Raw genomic sequence first — 19446 nt, 5'->3', positions numbered from 1 at the left:
TACGGGTCACATTTTCTTCACGTTCGCGGGTCATACCGTGAGCACGGGTGGAGTTTGAAACCTCCCCTTCCCAGTGCGGTCGCACGAGGAAGGGGAGGTTTTGTCGTTGCGGGCAGGAGTGCGGTGGGGCACCCGTCGGTGTGAGGTCGGTGTGAGTCTGCGTAGTGAGTGTGGGTAAGATGGAACGGACTGAAAACCAGCCGCGTTAAGGAGACGATGAAGGCGTGACTACCCCCAAACCCGAGCGAACCGGATACAAGCGTGTGATGTTGAAGCTGGGTGGTGAGATGTTCGGCGGCGGCAAAGTCGGCATCGATCCTGACGTTGTGGAAAACGTGGCGCGCCAGATCGCCGAAGTGGCACAGGATGGCGTGGAAATCGCCGTCGTCATCGGCGGCGGAAACTTCTTCCGCGGCGCCGAGCTTTCCCAGCGCGGAATGGACCGTGCACGCTCGGATTACATGGGCATGCTCGGCACCGTGATGAACTCTCTGGCTTTGCAGGACTTCCTGCAGCAGCAGGGCGTCGATTGTCGCGTCCAAACTTCCATTAATATGGCTCAAATCGCCGAACCCTACCTGCCGCTGCGCGCGGCCCGCCACCTGGAAAAGGGGCGCGTGGTTATCTTCGGCGCAGGCATGGGAATGCCTTACTTCTCCACTGACACCACGGCAGCACAACGAGCTTTGGAAATCGGGGCAGAGGTGCTCTTCTTGGCCAAGGCCGTTGACGGTGTCTATTCCGATGATCCGCGCTCGAACCCGGACGCCGAGCTGTACACAGAAATCACTCCCCGTGAGGTCATCGAGAAGGGTCTCAAGGTGGCAGATGCTACTGCCTTCAGCCTGTGCATGGATAACAAGATGCCGATCTTGGTTTTCAACCTCTTGACCGAGGGCAATATCGCGCGCGCCGCCGCTGGCGAGCCAATTGGAACCTTGGTCCAGTCCTAACCACGGTGGGTGCCAACCTGCTACATTTTTCACCAGTACTATTCTGATTTTCTAGGGAGCCTAGCCTCATGATCGACGATATCCACCTCGAAGCCGAAGAGCACATGTCCGCCTCGGTGGAACACACCCGCGAACAGCTGGTTACCATTCGCACCGGCCGCGCGAACCCGGCCATGTTCAACGGCCTTGTCGCCGAATACTACGGCGCCCCCACGCCTATCACACAGATGGCGACCATCGCCGTGCCAGAGCCGCGCATGCTGTTGATTAAGCCCTATGAGCAGTCAATGATCCATGAGATTGAAAATGCGATCCGCAACTCCGACTTGGGCGTAAACCCCACCAATGATGGTCAGGTCCTGCGCGTGACAATCCCGCAGTTGACTGAGGAGCGTCGTCGCGACATGGTCAAGCTGGCCAAGAGCAAGGGCGAGGACGGAAAGATTGCCATTCGTAACGTGCGTCGCAAAGCAATGGAACAGCTCAAGAAGCTCCAGAAGGACGGGGATGCCGGAGAAGACGAGGTTGTTGCCGCCGAAAAGGAGATGGAGAAGATCACCTCGGGCTATATTGATCAGGTAGAGAAGCTCGTCGCCAACAAGGAAGCGGAGTTGCTGGAGGTTTAAGCCCCGCGTTCTGCGCGTCGCTGTGCTTTTAGTGTGCGGCGGCGCTTTTTCTATGAACCTGGCGAGCCACACGCGCCAAAGGAAGGACTACCCAGTGAGTGAAACCCTTGGTCGCCGTCTGCCTAAACCTAGAAATGGTGCGGGCCGTAATGTGCCTACTGCCATTGGGGTGGGCGTCGGACTTGGCGCGCTCGTCGTCTTTTCTGTCTGGGCTGGGCCCCTGGCGTGGTATCTCGTGGTCTCGGTCGCCATTGGCGTGGCAATGTGGGAAGTCCTCACCCGTCTGCGCGAGCACTCTTACTACATACCCCGCACGATGCTTATCATCCTGGGGCAGGCCATGGTGTGGATCTCGTGGTGGATGAACGCCGCGGGCCTCGTGGCCGTGTATGTCACCGCGGTTCTCGTGCTCATGTTCAGCAGGCTTTTCCACAACGGTCGGCACCGTCCGCCGATCAATTACTTGCGCGATACTGCCGTGGGAATCTTTGTCCTGACGTGGATACCCCTCTTTGGCACTTTCGCGGCTATGCTCTCGCACGCGGAGACTCCCTTCGCCTCGGGCGCAGCATCCATTGTCACGTTCATGCTCTGCGTAGTCGCTTCCGATACCGGCGGTTACATCACAGGGGTGATGTTCGGCTCGCACCCGATGGCGCCTGCAGTAAGCCCCAAGAAGTCCTGGGAGGGCTTTGCCGGTTCCATCGTGTTCGGGGTTATCACCGGTGCCCTAGCGTTCAAGTTCCTCCTGCATCACGATGCCTGGGTAGGCGCGCTGATGGGGCTGGCACTCGTATTCTGTGCCACGTTAGGGGACCTCGTGGAATCCCAGTTCAAACGCGAACTCGGAATCAAGGACATGTCCGCCATTTTGCCTGCCCACGGCGGCCTCATGGACCGGCTCGATGGAATGCTTCCCTCAGCCATGATTACGTGGGTGGCAATGAGCTTCCTCACCACGCTTTAGATTTGCTGCGCTCAGGCAGAAAAGCAGGCGTGCTGGCGGTGCCTGCCTGAGTTTCTTAGTTACGCTTGCGCTTGGCCTGTTTGCGCACTTGACGACGTAGCTCCAGCATCCGCAGGCCACCGACCAAGGCCATCAGGAGTGCGCCGGCAACGGCGAAGATGAGGTAGGCAACCCCGGCTGGGAACTCGCCGGACCACTTAAGGAAGTTCATGGGTACCTGTTGTTGATTCTGCATAATAAAGACAATCAACAAGATGAGAAGCAAGAATCCTACGATGAGCCCCACCCAGGTGCTTGCGGCTAGAGATCCCTGAACCTTCTCGGCTTTGTGTTCTTGCTTTTCCTGCTCTTTTTGCAGAGCCTTCTTTTCCTTGCGGCTCAGTTGCGGATCCTCTAGGGCGCCCTCGTAGCTGGCGGGGGACTCGGTATTAGTGGCGCTGTGGTCTGAGGCTGCTTCCTCGAAGGATGGGGTGGCGTCCAACTCCGTAGGGGTGGTGTCGCCAGATTGAGGGGACGCCGATGCTGGAAGATCTGAGGAGGGCCGCAGGGAAGGGTCGGAGGGTAGGTTCTCAGCGGGTTTATCAGGAGTTGTCATATATCCATTTAATCCCGTTCAGTGTCAGTTATGCCACTTCGGCGCACGGGCAATTGGCCAAAAGGCCCAATAAAGTGGAAAATAGGGCGCACCATGGTTGAATCTTTAAAATTAAACTTTTCCGCCCCGCGGCGTGGCCTGCCGCCCAAGCACTTCGCGGATCTTACTGACAACGAGCGTATAGATAAGCTCGCCGAGTTGGGCCTGCCCAAGTTCCGGCTTAAGCAGCTGGCTAAGCACTACTACGTCCATCACACCGATGTAGTCGAAGACATGACGGACATCCCTGCCGATAAGCGTCAGGCTGTACAGGAAGCGCTGTTTCCCACGCTCATGGAGCCCGTCAAGACCACCTCGACCGATGACGGGGAAACCACGAAGTCCCTGTGGCGCCTGCACGATGGAACTCTCCTAGAGTCGGTGTTGATGCGCTATCCCGGCCGAGCTACGCTGTGCATTTCCTCGCAAGCGGGCTGTGGCATGGCTTGCCCCTTCTGCGCCACCGGTCAAGGTGGGCTGGACCGCAATTTGTCCACAGCGGAGATTGTCGAGCAATTCCGGCACGCCGCAGCAGCCATGGACGCGGAAGGCGGCCGCGTGAGCAACGTCGTGTTCATGGGCATGGGTGAGCCACTGGCAAACTACAAGCGCGTGGTGAGCGCCGTGCGCCAGATAACCGGGCAAGACGGCGCCGGTTTCGGGCTTTCGCAGCGTAGCGTCACCGTTTCCACGGTGGGGTTGGCTCCGGCCATCCGCAAGCTTGCCGACGAAGACTTGGCCTGCACCCTCGCAGTTTCCCTGCACACCCCAGATGATGAGCTGCGCGATAGCTTGGTCCCAGTCAACAATCGGTGGCCGGTCGAGGAGGTCCTTGAGGCCGCACGTTACTACGCCGACAAGTCCGCGCGCCGTGTCTCTATTGAGTATGCGCTCATCCGGGATAAGAATGATCAGGATTCCCGCGCCGATCTGCTGGGCAAGAAGCTCCACGCCGCTTTGGGCTCCAAGGTCCACGTCAACGTCATCCCTCTTAACCCCACGCCGGGCTCTGAGTGGGATGCGGCGCCCAAAGCGCGCCAGGATGAGTTTGTCCGCCGTGTCATTGCGCAGGGCGTGCCTTGTACCGTGCGTGATACCAAGGGCGATGAGATCGCTGCGGCCTGTGGCCAGCTCGCTGCTGAAGAGCGCGAGTCGGCATAGGCGCTTTCCCGGACACGTCTGGGTGCGCTTGAGCGCTATGTAAATTGGCACACTAGGGTGGAGAGTTATGTTCTCTCCACACATAGCGCCGGTCCAGCCTGACCCTGCTGGGGCCGCCTTTGCAGTTCGCAACCTCTCCAAAGCTTTCGCTGGAAAGGCCGCGGTTGATGATCTCAGCCTCGATGTTCCGGTGGGCTCGATCTATGGAATCGTCGGCCCCAATGGCGCGGGCAAAACCACGATGCTGACCATGGCTTGTGGTCTCTTGCGTCCCGATAGCGGCACTTCCTTCATCGTGGGGCACGATATTTGGCGTGATCCACTGCCGGCCAAGCGGGCAATGGGCCTTCTGATGGACGGTGTGCCGGTGTTTGACAGGCTCACCGGTGCGGAATACCTCTATTATCTCGGCGCCCTGCGCTCATTGGATGAGGCTGAAGTGGCTCGGCGCTCCCGAGACCTCCTGGCTAATCTCTCCCTCGCTGAGGCGGCAGATAAGCGCATCGTGGATTATTCGGCAGGAATGACCAAGAAGATTCTCCTCGCCGGCGCGGTATTGCATGATCCAGAGGTCCTCATCCTTGATGAGCCTTTGGAGGCCGTGGATCCTGTTTCCGGAAGAATGATCCAGCAGCTCTTGCGCGCTTTCGCTCGCCGCGGGGGAACGGTCATCCTGTCCTCGCACGTGATGGGGTTGGTTGAGGGGTTGTGTGATCACGTCGCCATTGTCGCCGAAGGGCGGGTGCTCTCCAGCGGCACAGCCGAAGATGTGCGGCAGGGCAGAACCCTCAGTGACATCTTCATCGAGTTGGTCGGCGGGGAAGACCTTGACCCGAGCTCGTTTTCTTGGCTTCGCACGGCTCCAAGCGGACCCGATAGCGCTCGGGGATCAGCTGGGGAGGTCAGTCCTGATGCCAGCTAGAAGCAATGCTCCTGCATCGGTGACCTCAACCATAGTGAGGCTGCACCGCACTTTATGGCTTCGAAGCTTTAGGGCGAATCCTTCGCAGCTAGTTATCTCCCTCATGCTGTTGCTCTATGGCGCGATTGGCTTGGCATCGTTGAGCGCTTTGGCAGCCGTAGAGATTTTCGATGGAACCGGCAACCTCAACTCCCTCGTCGCAGTCAACGCCGCAGGCATGGTCACCTACATCATGCTGGCGCTGTTCATGCCCTCTGGGGAAAACCAAGTGACAGTGCGAAGGTTGGCGGTACTTCCGCTGGGACTCAACCAGGTCCGGCCCGCGTTGATGCGCACCAGCCTGCTGTCCTCCCGAGTCCTTATCGCAGCCGTGCTCAGCGTTCTTTTCACAGTTGCGGGCGGCGCAATGCTCGCCATCAGCCTGGCGCAGCAAGGCGGGCGAGTGGCAGCCGTCATCGCCTTCGCGGCTGCCATGGTCTTGTCTTGGGCCACGACGATACTTTTCGCAGAGTGCATCATGCACTTAGGAGCCTCGGTCCTCGCGCTTAAGAGCGATAAAGCAAAGGCAGTGGGCGTTGTGGCTATCGTCGCACTGATGTTCGCCGTAATGAGCTTGAGTGGATCGCTTGATTCCTCCCTGCCCCTCGGCACGATCGGTTCCATCGCGGCGTGGACGCCATTGGGGGCCGCCACCGGCTGGGCCACTGCATTGGCCGCTGGGCACGTGGGTTCAGCCTTCGCGCAACTCGTCATTGCATTCGTGACCGCCGCCATCCTGTGGTGGTTGTGGCGCCGAGCCATTGCCGCTGAATACGCTCGCCCAGCCATAGTGGGCTCTGCCGCCAAGTCCGACAAGGCTCGCGGGGTTTCCCGCTTAAGGCTCGGCGGCTGGGCCTATCGAGGTCCAGGCGCAATGGAGTTTTCCCGTTCCCTGGTCTATGTAGCGCGTGATTCCCGCTTCGCCGGAAGCCTGCTTATTTTGCCGCTTCTATCGGTTTTCGCCTTTTATCAGTTGTGGCGCGGGGAAGAGTACCCCGCCTATGCCATGCTCATTATGATTGGCCTGCTCGGCGGGCTGACCGCCGCCAATGACTACGGATATGACGGTCCCAGCGGCTGGCTCAAGATGGCTGCTCCTGTTCCTCCGCGGGTCTTTCTGCGCGCACGGCACTTCGCACATATTCTCCCCGCTGCGGTGGTCATTATTCTGACTGCGGCGGTCATCGTTGCCGTGGCGCCGCAGAAAGTGCTGGCGGCCTGCATCGCCTTTGCCGCCTTGGGCACGCTAGCATCCTCAGCGGCACTGTCAGTGCTTTTCACGGTCTTTAACGCCTATCCCACTTCAGCGCCAGGAGCCAATCCCTGGACAGATAAGTCCGGTTACTCTGCCGGCGCATTCATTGCTGCTTTCGTGGGGATCTTCGTGGGCTGGATTCCTATCCTCCCTGGGATGGTTCTCATTACTTTCGGTGCCGCACGAGATGCACTGTGGATGCCGGTGGGTGCCGCTGTGTGCATCCTTGTTCCTGGGATTGTCTACGCGGTGGCCCTAGTGATAGCGAGCAAGCGAGTGGATAGGCGGATGCCGGAAATCTACAGCAAGACCAAGGCATGGGTGGTCTAGGAAAGATCGCAGAAAGCCGCGGCCTTGTCCTTCCCAGAAAGTGGAAAGGGCAAGGCCGCGGCTATGAGTTTTGGGCGCTTTAGCGGGCCGTCTTAGCTCAGGTGCTTAGCAGCCTTGGCGCGGGAGGTACCCGGCTCAACGCGCAGGTTGGCTACGCGGGAAGGATCGATGTTGAGAGCACGCAGCTGGGAGTCGGTGAGCTCGGAATAAGCCCCGGAGACAGTCTTTTGGTCGTAGACCCAATCCGGGGAAATGTAGCCGACTGGCTGGTTGCGGGCGGTTAGGGTGCGTACTTGGCTCAGCTTGGGGGACAGGGCGAGCAGCACGAGGCCGATGGCAATAAGGACGGCGAAGGAGACGAGCCAGATAGTCTCGACGTGGCCGTGGTGGTTGCCAAAGTTGTAGGCCAGCAGGAAGACGACGCTTACCCAACCAGCGATCTGCACGCCAGTGTGGCTGATGCGGGACCAACCAAAGCCTGCGGATGGAACGTCCTCGGTGGAAACTCCGTCAAAAACCTGTGGAACCGGCTTGTGGGAAGACACTTGCTCTCCTTCGCGTTTGCACGCGGCTCCTCGACATGGGGCCGCAAGAATGCCATTTATACCCACCTATCCTAAAACAATGCGCAGGCGATAGCGATCAGATACCCCCGCAGACTGCTTGGGTAGCCCGATTAAGAAACGGCTAGGGTTAGGGGGGTGAGTACACAGCGCATTCTAATTCTCGGCTCCACCGGTTCTATCGGCACCCAGGCACTGGAAGTCATCGCGGATAATCCTGAAAAGTTCACCGTCGTGGGCATCGCGGCCGCAGGCTCTAATCCGGGGATCATCATCGAGCAGGCACGGGCTCTCAACCTTTCGTTTGACCACGTGGCAGTGGCGGACCCCGCGGCCGCCCGCGAGGTTTCGGAGGCCTTGGGCGGTCAGGTAATCGATGGCCCTGACTCCGCGGAGCGCCTGACACGCAGCGTCGCCGCGGACAAGGTCCTCAACGCCTTGGTCGGTTCTCTGGGGCTCAAGTCCACCATTGCGGCCATCGAGCAGGGCCAGTATCTGGCGCTGGCTAACAAAGAGTCCTTGGTAGCAGGCGGTCATCTCGTAACCCAAATGGCACGTGCGGGGCAGATTATCCCTGTCGATTCCGAGCACTCGGCCATGGCGCAATGCCTGAGGGCGGGGACGGAGACCGAGTTGGATCATCTGGTGCTTACCGCCTCAGGAGGACCTTTTCGTGGCTGGTCCCGCGAGCAGATGTGGGATGTCACTCCGCAGCAGGCGGCTCATCATCCTACGTGGTCGATGGGTCAGATGAACACCCTCAACTCAGCCAGCATGGTTAATAAAGGTCTCGAGCTCATTGAGGCCACGCTGCTTTTTGATCTCGCTCCAGAAAAGATCGAGGTCACCGTGCACCCGCAGTCCATCGTGCACTCGATGGCTACTTTCCGTGATGGGGCGACGATTGCCCAGGCCTCCCCGCCGTCGATGAAGCTGCCGATAGCGCTCGCGCTCGATTGGCCGCACCGCGTCCCAGGCGCGCAGCCAGCTCTTGACTTCTCCCACGTCCATGATTGGCATTTCGAGCCGCTTGACGACGTCGCCTTCCCCGCCGTCGCCCTCGCCCGCGCGGCGGCGGCCGACGGTACCGGGGTAGTCTTCAATGCCGCCAACGAAGAGGCGGCCGCAGCGTTTTTGGCGGGCCGAATTCACTTCCCGCAGATAGTCGATGTTGTGAGCGAGGTACTGGGCACCGCGTCTCGGTATGCTGGTGTACCCTCAAGCGTCGATGATGTTCTCGCCACCGAGCGCGAGGCACGCGCCCGCGCGAATGCGCTGGTGGATTCATTAGCTGATTAGAAAGCCTTTTTAAACAATGGCAAATGTCCTGGGTATCATCTTCTTCGCCCTGGGTATCGGGGTGACCGTGGCCTTGCACGAGGCCGGGCATATGCTCACGGCCCGTGCTTTTGGCATGCGCGTGCGTCGCTACTTCATCGGTTTTGGACCGCGTGTGTTTTCCTTTCGGCGTGGGCACACAGAGTATGGACTGGCGGCCATCCCGGTCGGCGGCTACTGCGACATCGCGGGAATGAGCGCCCAGGATGAGTTTCTCACGCCGGAGGAAGAGCCCTACGCCATGTACAAGAAGCCGGCCTGGCAGCGCATAGTTGTCATGTTCGGCGGGGTGGCCGTTAATCTCTTCCTCGGCTTCCTTATTCTCTTTATCATCGCCGTGAGCAGTGGGCTGCCCAATCCCCACGCTGATGTACGCCCACGAGTTGGTGAGGTCACCTGTTCAGCTGATCAAAACCAAGCGGGCGAACTTGGCTCGTGCACGGGCCAAGGGCCAGCAGGGCAGGCGGGAGTCGAGCCGGGCGATATCGTTCTTGCTCTTGATGGTCAGCCCATTGACTCGTTTACGCAGCTGCGGGACGAGGTGATGATGCGCCCCGGCCAGGACGTCACCTTGAGCGTGGAGCGCCAAGGCGCCGAGCGCGATATCCCCGTGCATCTCGATACCGTCAAGCGCTTGGACGCCCAAGGGAACCTGGTAGATGCCGGGTCTATAGGGCTGAGCAACCAGGTGATAGACATCGTCGAAAAGCACGGCTTTGTCTCCGCCTTCCCAGCAACCTGGGATTACTCCGTCTACGTCGTGGATGCGACAGTGAAGGGAATCGCACAGTTCCCTTCGAAGATTCCGGGAATTGTCGCCTCTATCTTTGGGCAGGAGCGCGATATTAACGGGCCGATGTCGGTGGTCGGCGCCTCGCGCGTCGGTGGGGAACTTGTGGAACGCAACCTGTGGACGGCCTTCTTCATGATGCTGGCTACATTGAACTTCTTCCTCGCCTTGTTCAATCTCATTCCTCTGCCACCATTTGACGGCGGCCACATCGCGGTGGTCATTTATGAGAAGATCCGTGACTTCATTCGCCGACTTGTGAAGAAGCCGGCCCTGGGACCTGCTAATTACACGCGGCTGATGCCCGTTACCTATGCCATGGCGGCGTTGCTCATGACGGTGGGCGTCATTATCATCATCGCTGACGTGGTCAATCCCATCCGTCTCTTCGGATGAGCTAAGGCCAGTTTGGCCAGCGGTGCTAGAGTGGGGACGTTAAACACGTAGGACCCCACCTGGGTACTTTTAGTGTTGTAGAGCGTTTCATAGCAAGGAGCATCCATGTCGACCACTATCGGTCTAGGAATCCCAGACGGCCCGCCGCCTACTTTGGCGCCGCGCCGCACTACCCGCCAGCTGTTTGTAGGCCCAGTGGGAGTCGGTTCCGAGCACCCCATCTCGGTGCAGTCGATGACGACAACCAAAACCCATGACGTGAATGCCACGCTGCAGCAGATCGCTCAGCTAACGGCCACCGGCTGCGACATCGTGCGCGTGGCTTGTCCCAAGCCTGTCGATGCGGAAGCGCTGCCGGCCATCGCCCGGAAATCACCTATTCCCGTCATTGCTGATATTCACTTCCAGCCCAAGTACATCTTCCAGGCTATCGATGCCGGCTGCGCTGCCATTCGTGTCAACCCGGGAAACATTAAGGAATTTGACGGTCGCGTCAAGGAGGTCGCGAAGGCGGCCGGGGATGCTGGAATCCCCATCCGCATCGGCGTCAACGGCGGATCCCTAGATAAGCGCCTGCTAGAAAAGTATGGGAAGGCCACGCCGGAGGCGCTGGTGGAATCCGCTATTTGGGAGGCCGGACTCTTCGAAGAATACGGCTTCGGCGATATCGCCATTTCCGTGAAGCACTCCGATCCGGTTCTCATGGTCGAGGCTTATCGCCAGCTGGCTGCGAAGACGGATTACCCGCTGCACTTGGGCGTGACTGAGGCCGGACCGAAGTTTATGGGTACCATCAAGTCCTCTGTGGCTTTCGGCGCTTTGCTGTCTGAAGGCATCGGGGATACCATCCGCGTCTCATTGTCTGCGGATCCGGTAGAGGAGATCAAGGTCGGCGATCAGATTCTGCAGTCGCTGAATCTGCGCCCCCGCAAGCTGGAAATCGTCTCCTGTCCTTCCTGCGGTCGAGCACAGGTCGATGTTTATAAGCTGGCGGAGGAAGTCACCGCCGGTCTTGAGGGGATGGAATTCCCGCTGCGCGTGGCCGTCATGGGCTGCGTGGTCAACGGCCCGGGTGAGGCACGTGATGCCGATCTGGGCGTGGCCTCCGGAAACGGCAAGGGCCAGATCTTTGTCAAGGGTGAGGTTGTTAAGACCGTGCCCGAGGCACAAATCGTAGAAACCCTCATCGAAGAGGCCATGCGCATCGCCGATGAAGAGGGCCTCGAGGCGGTAGAGGGAGCGCGCGCAGAGGTACGCGTCACCCGCTAACGCAATTCGCGCTCTCACTCTGCGGTGTGGGGTGCGGATTTCTTCGTGTCAGTGCTGCTAATATCCCAAGGCATGAAGAAGATGATGTCGCTGCTGTGCGCCGCCTTGTGTGCAGCGACGTCGCTTGTGGCATGCACGCCCAAGCCGGTCTCAGCGCAGCCTGTGGCCGAGGAGTTTATTGAGGATTTCCAGTCTCGCAACAGCGATGGCTTAGCCGCCCTCGTTGATGAACCCGACGCGGCGACCGCTGCCATTGATTCCACCTTCTCGGGCCTGCAGGCAGAGGGGGTGGATATTCAGCTGCATGACGTGAACCAGCAGGAATCGATAGCGACGGCCAAGTACACGATGAACTGGGAGCTTCCCAGGGATCGCACCCTGAGCTATGACACCGAGATGACCTTGACCAAGAAGGGCTCTCAGTGGCAGGTGCGGTGGCTTCCCAGCCTTATCCACCCGAGCCTAGGCGCGCACCAGGCCTTGCAGCTGCGTTCCATTCCCGCCGAGCGCGCCAGTGTGGTTTCCTCCGACGGTGTTGAGCTCATGGCTCCGGGCTTGAGCTACCGGGTGGTTGTGGACAAGGAAGGCATCGCCGATGTGCGCCCTCTGGCGGCCAAGGTATCGGGCATTATTGATAAAGAGCACGCCGCCGATGATTCCGTGTCGCAGGTGGATGCCGGGGACCTAGCCAAGAATCTCGAAGACACGGATGGCTCCTATTCCGTTGGCGTGTATAACGAGAAACAGATAGAGCCCATGCGCGCTGAGCTTGAGGCTATTCCCGGGGTGCGCGTCAACGAGGAGCCGGCGCTCATTACCAAAGAAGCTGGCCTAGCCCCCGATATTCTCTCGCGCGTTCGCAGCATCGTCTCCGATGACACGGAGGGCGCGGCCGGCTGGTCCGTCGCGGTGGTCAACGATAACGGCGCCGCGCTGAGCGATGTCGAGTACCATAAGCCCGCACCCGCCCCAGCGGTGCGCATTGGCTTGGACTATAACGTGCAGCGCGCGGCGCAAGAAGCAGTGGACCTGCGCCCCGAGTCCGAGGCGATGCTCGTGGCCATCCGGCCCTCAACGGGGGAGATTCTGGCGGTCGCACAGACCGCCGCGGCCGATAAGAAGGGCGATATCGCTTTGCAGGGACAGTACCCGCCGGGCTCGGTCTTTAAGATCATCACTGCTTCCGCGGGAATCAAAGACCAAGGGCTCAATTCGGCAAGCATTGTCCCTTGTCCCGGCACCATGAATATCTATGGCCGCACGGTGACCAACTACAACGGCTTCTCGCTCGGTTCGGTCCCGCTTTCTGAGGCTTTCGCGCAATCGTGCAATACCACCTTTGCCGATATCTCAACCAAACTGGACAAGGGCCAGTTGCGCGACATCGGCAAGGAATTTGGGTTCGGCATCGACTTTGACATCCCCGGGCTTACTACCATCACCGGTGCTATTCCTGAAGGCGAGACACCTTTGGAGCGCACCGAGGCCGGCTACGGGCAGGGCGCTGATCTAGCCAGCCCCTTCGGCATGGCGCTGGTATCTGCCACGGTGGCAGCAGGCAAGACCCCGCTTCCCACGCTCATTGCGGGACATGAGACGAAGGCCTCTGACCAGGCTCCGGCTCCCGATCCGCAGGTGCTGGACAATGTGCGGACGATGATGCGCCAAGTGGTTGTAGCCGGTACCGCCGCAGGTATGAAGGCTGGCGGAACGATCTACGGCAAGACCGGTGAGGCCGAGTTCAACGGCGGATCGCACGCCTGGTTTACCGGTTATCGCGACGACGATATCGCCTTTGCCACCCTCGTACCTTCAGGCGGCGGATCCACCGTTTCGGTGAATATCACCGATAGCTTCCTGCAAAAACTCGATGCCTACCGCGCTGCTCCCGCCGGGGCCGCGGTGCCTGTTCCGGCCGAAGGCTAACCGCGTTCTACTAAGTCAGCATGAGGGGACTAGCATGCAACTATGAGTAATCGCGCAAAGCTAAAACCAGAAAAGCCCACCCCCATCCTTTCGGTGCCTGATTCCATCGAGCGCCCGGAATATGCCTGGAAAGAAACGGTACAAGAAAACGTCGGTGAGCCTTTCATCCAGACTCCCGAGGTCATCGAGGCCATGCGGGAATCCTCGAAGATTGCCGCGAATGCCCTGAAAGAAGCCGGCAAGGCCGTTGCCCCAGGGGTAAAGACTGCCGAGCTAGACCGGATCGCCCACGAGTACATGCTTGACCACGGCGCATACCCCTCCACCTTGGGATACATGGACTTTCCAAAGTCCTGCTGTGTCTCGCTCAACGAGATTGTCTGCCACGGCATCCCGGATAACACCGTCATCGAGGACGGGGACATCGTCAACATTGACGTCACCGCCTATAAGAACGGTGCCCACGGCGACACGAACGCCACTTTCTTTGCTGGCAACGTCTCTGAGGAGCACAAGCTGCTCGTTGAGCGCACGCACGAGGCCATGATGCGCGGCATTCGGGCTGCCAAGCCAGGCCGCGAGATTAACGTTATCGGCCGAGTCATCGAGTCTTATGCCAAGCGTTTTGGCTACAACGTCGTGCAGGACTTTACCGGCCATGGCGTGGGAACCACTTTTCACAACGGGCTCGTTGTCCTGCATTATGATTCCATGACCTACCGCGACATCCTCGAGCCGGGCATGACGCTGACCGTGGAGCCGATGATTAACCTCGGCTCACTGGATTATGAGATCTGGGACAATGGCTGGACCGTGCAAAACGTTGACGGCAAGTTCAGCGCCCAGTTCGAGCACACACTCGTCATCACGGATGATGGAAACGAGATTCTAACCCTCCCGGATGAGGATTAGAATCTCGTAGTCGGCGCTTGTTTCTCTAGCGCTTAAATCTCGCTAGTACTGGCATCCTAGTCTTCCCATTCCAAACCCAGGATCGCATTTTCTACGACCTCGGGCAGGGCAGGATGAATCCAGTACTGGGAGCGGGCGAAGGTCCGCATATCTAGGTCATAGACCATGGCGGTGATGAGCTGTTGGATGAGCGTCGAGGCCTGCGGGCCTAGGATATGAGCTCCCAGCAGCTGCCCAGTCTTCTTATCCGCAATGAGTTTGCAGATGCCCGTGTGGTCATTCATGGCCCAGCCATAGGCTACATCCCCGAAGTTCTGCACTTTGACCGTGACGTCATAGCCCATGGCCCGTGCTTCCTTCTCATCCATACCCACCGTGGCGATCTGCGGATGAGTAAAGATGGCCGAGGGCACGAAGTCATGGGGCATTGCGTGCAGGTCATCAGGGTGCAGAAGATTGTGCTGGACAGCACGCGTCTCGGCGTTGGCTACGTGCTTGAGCATGTAGGGGGAGGAGACATCGCCAAGCGCCCAGATGCCATCTGCGGTGGTACGCCCGTACTCGTCGACCTTGATGCGGCCATCCTCGTGCATCTCTACCCCCGCATTATCTAGCTGCAAGAGATCCCCGTTGGGCGTTCGTCCTGTAGCCACGAGGATCGCTTCCGCTTCGATGACATCCCCATTGTCGAGGGTGAGCCGGACTCCTTCCGCGGTCTCCTCGAGCTTCGTCGCCGTACCGAAGGAGATGTCAAAGCGGCGCTTGGCGATGTCGTTAAAACGATCACTGATGTCCTCATCGAGGAAGCGCAGTAGCCTAGACGAGCGGTTAACAATGGTGACTTTAGTGCCCAAGCCATCGAAGACGTGCGCGAACTCCATCGCGATATATCCGCCGCCGACCACGATGAGGCTGCGTGGCTGCTTCGGCATCCGCATGATGTCCTCGTTGGTGTAATACTTCACCCCAGAGGTTGCATAGACCTCAGGGATGGTCGGGCGCGAACCCGCGGCGAGGACGATGCGCTTGCCACGGATGACATGTTCACCAATCTTGAGGGTGCGCGGGGCAACGAATACGGCGTGCTGATCATAAACGGTGATGTTGGGGGTTTCCTCGCCCCGCCGGTACTCCTCGCCGCCTTGGGCAATCTTGTCAATGCGGTTGGTAAATACGCGGTCGATGATGGCCTGCCAATCCACGTGATTGACGCTCATATCTAGTCCGAGATGACCAGACTCGCGGGCGGCCAACGCTAGATCAGCGGCGTAGACGTACATCTTGGTTGGAATGCACCCCACATTAAGGCAGGTGCCGCCGAAGCGGCCCTCCTCGACGATGGCGATCTTCTGGTCATCGAACTCCGGTGCAGGGATGGAATTGCCGGAGCCGGTGCCAACGATGATGAGATCGTATTCTTCCTCGACCGTGTAGGTGGGGGTGGCCATGTATTTTCTCCTCTGAATCTGGCTGGAACTGTTGCACACTATTATTTGAACTGTATATGGCTCGAAGAGCCGAGTCTAACTTCTGGTGAAAGATGGACGCCTAAGACGCCGAGGCGGCCGGCAGCGTGCGTTTCAGCCACGCGTCGCAGGCGGCGAAAGCCTCAGCGCGCGGACCGGCCATTGACAAGAAGACATCGTGCCTTGCGCCACGGATGCGGTGCAAGGTGTAGTCAAGGCTGAGTTCTTTTGCCCAGCGCTGCGTTTGTGCCACGTCTATAACAACGTCGGCCTCGTTGGTTTTATTCGAATATGGTTGTCCCAGGTAGGACTTGGTTGAGCATAGTGTCAACACCGGCACGCCCACCTTCGTGCGCCCGGAGTGAATCTCATCGAAGCCTTTGAGAATAGCCGCTAGCCAGCCTACGTACTTACGGTGGCCGCCGAGGGGTTTGAAGGTCAAATTGAAGTCCCACTCACCATGCTGGCTCTTGTGGATCGACTGCCCGAAAGTGGCTAGCCCACCACCGGGAAAGGGAGCCCGCGGGATGATCTTGCTCAAGGCGTTGATGGCCGGTTGCAGGGCCTTGACGGTGGTAGGAGAAACTCCCATCATTCCTAGCCAGGGGCTATCGAGGATGAGCCCCTTGATGCGGTGGAAGCGGGAGGGATCCTCACGGCGAAGATGGTCTAGCCACAAAGGCGTGATGAGGCCCCCCGTGGAATGCGCGATGAGTGCCACGTCCGGGTTCGGGATGGCATCGAGGGCAGCGGCGAGATCAACGAAGTAGAGCTTCAAGTCGGAGACGTAGTGCCAGGTTTGCTCCTCGGTCCTTGAGCGCCCACACTTGCGTAGATCCAGGGCATAAAAATCGTATCCACTGTCAAAGAAGTGCCGCGCCACGTGCTCTTGGAAGAAGTAATCCGTCATCCCGTGGACCCATAGCAACGCTGGTCGCGGGGGAGAGGGGTGGTCTTTGGCGGGGTCTTGGCCGCCAGGCCGATAGCGAACCAATGTTGCAAAGACCTCTCCTTGGCCATCGGGGTCCTCGCCCAAGTCCAAGGTTGCGGCCTGATAATCCTCCCCGAGGATATCGGTTTTCCATTGTGGTTCTTGCTCAATCATGGAACCGAGTTTAGGCAGAGCGCGTGACTTCGACATCTGGGGGAGTATCTGCTTGGGGAAGTAGGGGGTAGCAAGATGGTAAAAACCGGACATTCAAACGGGGTTGGAATATCACTCCCTGCTCTAAGAGCGTAGAGTGAATTGCTAATGCGCGGCGCATTCCCGATGCACCTGGTGGATACGTCGCGACGGTACTGCAATAATTCGTGCGATGCCGAGGTTCCCCGCCGGGCATCGCTTGAGTCAAACTCCAATTTGAAGAGGTAAAAATAGGTGTCCTCCGCTAAGAAAACAGCACAGGTTGTAGATGAGGTCGATGTAGCACTTATTGGTGCCGGTATCATGAGCGCCACCTTGGGCGCCATGCTCCGCGAGCTAGAGCCTAGCTGGACCCAGATCGTCTTCGAGCGCCTCGACGGCCCGGCCATGGAATCCTCCGCCCCGTGGAACAACGCAGGTACCGGCCACTCCGCCCTGTGTGAGCTTAACTACACCCCGGAAAAGAACGGCCGGATTGATATCTCCAAGGCGATCGGCGTCAACGAGAAGTTTCAGCGCTCCCGCCAGTTCTGGTCTCACCAGCTCGATAACGGCATCCTCAGTGAGGCCCGCGAGTTCATCAACCAAGTCCCTCACGTGTCCTTCGCGCAGGGAGAGATTCAGGTTGACTACCTCAAGCGTCGCTTTGAGGCCTTGAGCGCTAATCACCTTTTCCCGGATATGAAATTCTCTGCGGATCCTTCTACTTTCACCGAGAAGCTTCCCCTCATGTCCCAAGACCGCGACTTCAATAACAAGGTCGCCATCTCGTGGACGGAGGCTGGAACGGACGTCAACTTCGGCGCTCTGACCAAGCAGTTCCTCACGGCGGCTAAGGCCTCTGGAACCGAGATCCGTTACGCGCATGAGGTCATTGACATCAAGCGCGACGGCAGCGCCTGGAAGGTCTACACCAAGAACCTGCACACCAAGGACATCACGGTAGTTAAGGCCAAGTTTGTATTTGTCGGCGCCGGCGGATACGCCCTCGATCTGCTGCGCAAAGCCGGTGTCAAGGAAGTTGCTGGATACGCCGGCTTCCCGGTTTCCGGCCTGTGGCTGCGCGCTAAGAACCCGGAGCTTATCTCTCAACACGAGGCCAAGGTCTACGGCAAGGCAGCGGTGGGCGCACCCCCGATGTCGGTTCCGCACTTGGACACTCGCGTCATCGACGGTGAGAAGGGCCTTCTCTTTGGACCTTACGGTGGCTGGAGCCCGAAGTTCCTGAAGAAGGGAAGCAACCTCGACCTCTTCAAGTCCATTCGCCCAGACAATCTGACCTCCTACCTTGGCGTGGCTTTCCAAGAGTTTGGCCTCACCAAGTACCTCATCGACGAGGTACGCAAGTCTTTCTCGGACCGCGTCGAGGCTCTGCGCGAGTACGTTCCCTCTGCACGTGAGGAAGACTGGGAGACTGTCGTTGCAGGTCAGCGCGTCCAGGTGATCAAGCCTGCAGGCGCACCGCAGTTTGGCTCCCTGGAGTTTGGCACCACCTTGATCAACAACCAAGAAGGCTCCATCGCCGGCATCTTGGGCGCTTCCCCGGGAGCTTCCATCGCACCGGCCGCCATGCTGGAGCTGCTGGAGCGTTGCTTCGGTGAGCACATGATCCAGTGGGGCGACAAGATCCAGGAGATGATTCCTTCCTACGGCATTAATCTGGCCAAGGACGAGAAGCTCTATGACGAGATGTGGGCTTATACCCAGAAGACTCTCAAGCTCGATAAGTAGTTAGAGCAGCATAAGCGGCTCTTCCGGCCTTAGAGTGCATGGTGGGAGCGGCAGATATAAAACGAGTCCCCTTGTCGGTGATGGTTTAGGTATTGAATCTAGCCAGTACCAACAAGGGGACTTTGTTCATGGAATCTGCTGGAGATTTCACCCTTATCGAATCTGACGCCTAAACCTACACAAGTTGGTGTCCTACCTGCGATGTTGTCGGTATTTTCCGGGAACATTTCCACCGCAAAGCGGGTTACCCGCTGGATTGTGCAACGCTTAGCTATCGCAAGGCTGGGTTTGTTTTGTGGTGCTTTAAGTTACCGTTGGGCCGGTTGGCCTAACGGCTGGTGTGCGGGGGCTGCCAGATTATCTTCCCGCCGTCGCGGGTAAGGCGCCCGCGACGTGGCGGCGCATTCGGATCATCGTCGTTGATGCCGTTGTGATAACTACACAAGGTCACCAGGTTGGCAACGTTAGTCTCCCCGCCGTGCTTCCACGGCGTGAGATGGTGAAACTGTCCTCTTTCTGCCGGGGTCTTACAGCCCGGCCACGCACACGTGGGATGCTCTTCTGCAAGCATCGTGCGCTGCTTTGTTGAGGCGAAGCGGTCAAAGCGGTACAAGTCCACCGGCCCCTGCGCCCGGCTTATCACCGTAATAAGACCCTCGTTGGCACAGGCACGCTCTACAAGTTGCGCGCCGGTGATAACAGTCCCACTAGTGGTGCGTACCAGCACATCATCGCGCTCGCGGCGTACAAGCTTCCCGTAGTCTTCCAACTGGAGGACTGCCATGGTCGTCACACGAGTACGTGTGGTCGCCTCGTCTGCTTTGCCGAGCATGCGGGCGATAAAACTTGTCCCTGGCCGCTTGTGGTCAATAGTTCGGAAAGCATCTGCCATATCCAACTGGGGTTACCCTCTTGTTGTGGACACCTAAACTAGCGGGACCACGTGGTCTTGCGGAAGGATGTTCATATGGGACAACGACGTCGATTCACCGAGGAGTATCGCCGTGATGCGGCCAGCATCGTT

General features: G+C 58.9%; 17 protein-coding genes. 12 read left to right on the top strand and 5 right to left on the bottom strand.

The window, feature by feature from the left end; translation table 11 throughout:
* Positions 1-266 precede the first annotated feature (266 nt).
* The 3 genes from pyrH to F4V60_RS07560 all read left to right on the top strand — a co-directional run bounded on the left by pyrH (position 267) and on the right by F4V60_RS07560 (position 2546).
* Positions 267-953 (top strand): UMP kinase, encoded by a 687-nt coding sequence (gene pyrH / locus F4V60_RS07570; RefSeq protein ID WP_218024730.1) that lies wholly within the window; start codon positions 267-269, stop codon positions 951-953.
* Between the two features lie 68 nt (positions 954-1021).
* A complete protein-coding gene (frr, locus tag F4V60_RS07565; RefSeq protein WP_075730029.1) occupies positions 1022-1579 on the top strand; it encodes a ribosome recycling factor in 558 nt (185 codons plus the stop codon).
* Positions 1580-1631: 52 nt separating this feature from the next.
* Entirely contained in the window at positions 1632-2546 is a 915-nt protein-coding gene (locus F4V60_RS07560) for a phosphatidate cytidylyltransferase (protein ID WP_174775545.1), read from the top strand.
* A gap of 55 nt (positions 2547-2601) precedes the next feature.
* On the opposite strand, the gene F4V60_RS12970 is transcribed toward F4V60_RS07560, so the two are convergent.
* Entirely contained in the window at positions 2602-3141 is a 540-nt protein-coding gene (locus F4V60_RS12970) for a LapA family protein (protein ID WP_084559172.1), read from the bottom strand.
* A gap of 93 nt (positions 3142-3234) precedes the next feature.
* Between F4V60_RS12970 and rlmN the strand changes: the two genes are divergently transcribed.
* From rlmN to F4V60_RS07540, 3 genes are all read left to right on the top strand, one after another.
* Entirely contained in the window at positions 3235-4341 is a 1107-nt protein-coding gene (gene rlmN, locus F4V60_RS07550; protein ID WP_075730027.1) for a dual-specificity RNA methyltransferase RlmN, read from the top strand.
* Between the two features lie 67 nt (positions 4342-4408).
* Entirely contained in the window at positions 4409-5263 is an 855-nt protein-coding gene (locus F4V60_RS07545; protein ID WP_075730026.1) for an ABC transporter ATP-binding protein, read from the top strand.
* A gap of 103 nt (positions 5264-5366) precedes the next feature.
* Positions 5367-6887: a hypothetical protein gene (locus F4V60_RS07540; protein WP_084559171.1), complete on the top strand. Its 1521-nt coding sequence runs from the start codon at positions 5367-5369 to the stop codon at positions 6885-6887.
* Positions 6888-6979: 92 nt separating this feature from the next.
* On the opposite strand, the gene F4V60_RS07535 is transcribed toward F4V60_RS07540, so the two are convergent.
* Positions 6980-7432, bottom strand: coding sequence for a DUF2631 domain-containing protein (locus F4V60_RS07535; protein ID WP_075730024.1), 453 nt, complete (start codon positions 7430-7432; stop codon positions 6980-6982).
* Between the two features lie 156 nt (positions 7433-7588).
* Between F4V60_RS07535 and dxr the strand changes: the two genes are divergently transcribed.
* From dxr to map, 5 genes are all read left to right on the top strand, one after another.
* Positions 7589-8749 (top strand): 1-deoxy-D-xylulose-5-phosphate reductoisomerase, encoded by a 1161-nt coding sequence (gene dxr / locus F4V60_RS07530; RefSeq protein WP_075730023.1) that lies wholly within the window; start codon positions 7589-7591, stop codon positions 8747-8749.
* Positions 8750-8765: 16 nt separating this feature from the next.
* Entirely contained in the window at positions 8766-9974 is a 1209-nt protein-coding gene (locus tag F4V60_RS07525; protein WP_075730022.1) for a M50 family metallopeptidase, read from the top strand.
* A gap of 105 nt (positions 9975-10079) precedes the next feature.
* Positions 10080-11243, top strand: coding sequence for a flavodoxin-dependent (E)-4-hydroxy-3-methylbut-2-enyl-diphosphate synthase (gene ispG / locus F4V60_RS07520; RefSeq protein WP_075730021.1), 1164 nt, complete (start codon positions 10080-10082; stop codon positions 11241-11243).
* Positions 11244-11315: 72 nt separating this feature from the next.
* A complete protein-coding gene (locus tag F4V60_RS07515) occupies positions 11316-13169 on the top strand; it encodes a penicillin-binding transpeptidase domain-containing protein (protein ID WP_075730020.1) in 1854 nt (617 codons plus the stop codon).
* A gap of 42 nt (positions 13170-13211) precedes the next feature.
* Positions 13212-14081 carry a type I methionyl aminopeptidase gene (map, locus tag F4V60_RS07510; protein ID WP_075730019.1) on the top strand — a complete coding sequence of 290 codons (870 nt, stop codon included), beginning with the start codon at positions 13212-13214 and terminating at the stop codon, positions 14079-14081.
* Positions 14082-14137: 56 nt separating this feature from the next.
* On the opposite strand, the gene mtr is transcribed toward map, so the two are convergent.
* The gene (mtr, locus tag F4V60_RS07505) at positions 14138-15529 is read right to left on the bottom strand and encodes a mycothione reductase (protein WP_075730018.1); all 1392 of its coding nucleotides are present in this window, start codon (positions 15527-15529) and stop codon (positions 14138-14140) included.
* A 100-nt stretch (positions 15530-15629) separates the two neighbouring features.
* Positions 15630-16652: an alpha/beta hydrolase gene (locus tag F4V60_RS07500; protein WP_075731187.1), complete on the bottom strand. Its 1023-nt coding sequence runs from the start codon at positions 16650-16652 to the stop codon at positions 15630-15632.
* 273 nt (positions 16653-16925) lie between these two features.
* On the opposite strand from F4V60_RS07500, the gene mqo reads away from it, so the two are divergent.
* A complete protein-coding gene (gene mqo / locus F4V60_RS07495; protein ID WP_075730017.1) occupies positions 16926-18422 on the top strand; it encodes a malate dehydrogenase (quinone) in 1497 nt (498 codons plus the stop codon).
* A gap of 328 nt (positions 18423-18750) precedes the next feature.
* Here mqo and F4V60_RS07490 read toward each other — a convergent pair whose 3' ends face one another.
* Positions 18751-19314 (bottom strand): HNH endonuclease signature motif containing protein, encoded by a 564-nt coding sequence (locus F4V60_RS07490; RefSeq protein WP_075730016.1) that lies wholly within the window; start codon positions 19312-19314, stop codon positions 18751-18753.
* Positions 19315-19446 lie beyond the last annotated feature (132 nt).

The organism is Corynebacterium flavescens, from assembly GCF_008693105.1.
In the GTDB taxonomy this organism is placed as follows: Bacteria; Actinomycetota; Actinomycetes; order Mycobacteriales; family Mycobacteriaceae; genus Corynebacterium; species Corynebacterium flavescens.
This window is presented reverse-complemented; position numbering and strand designations above follow the sequence as displayed.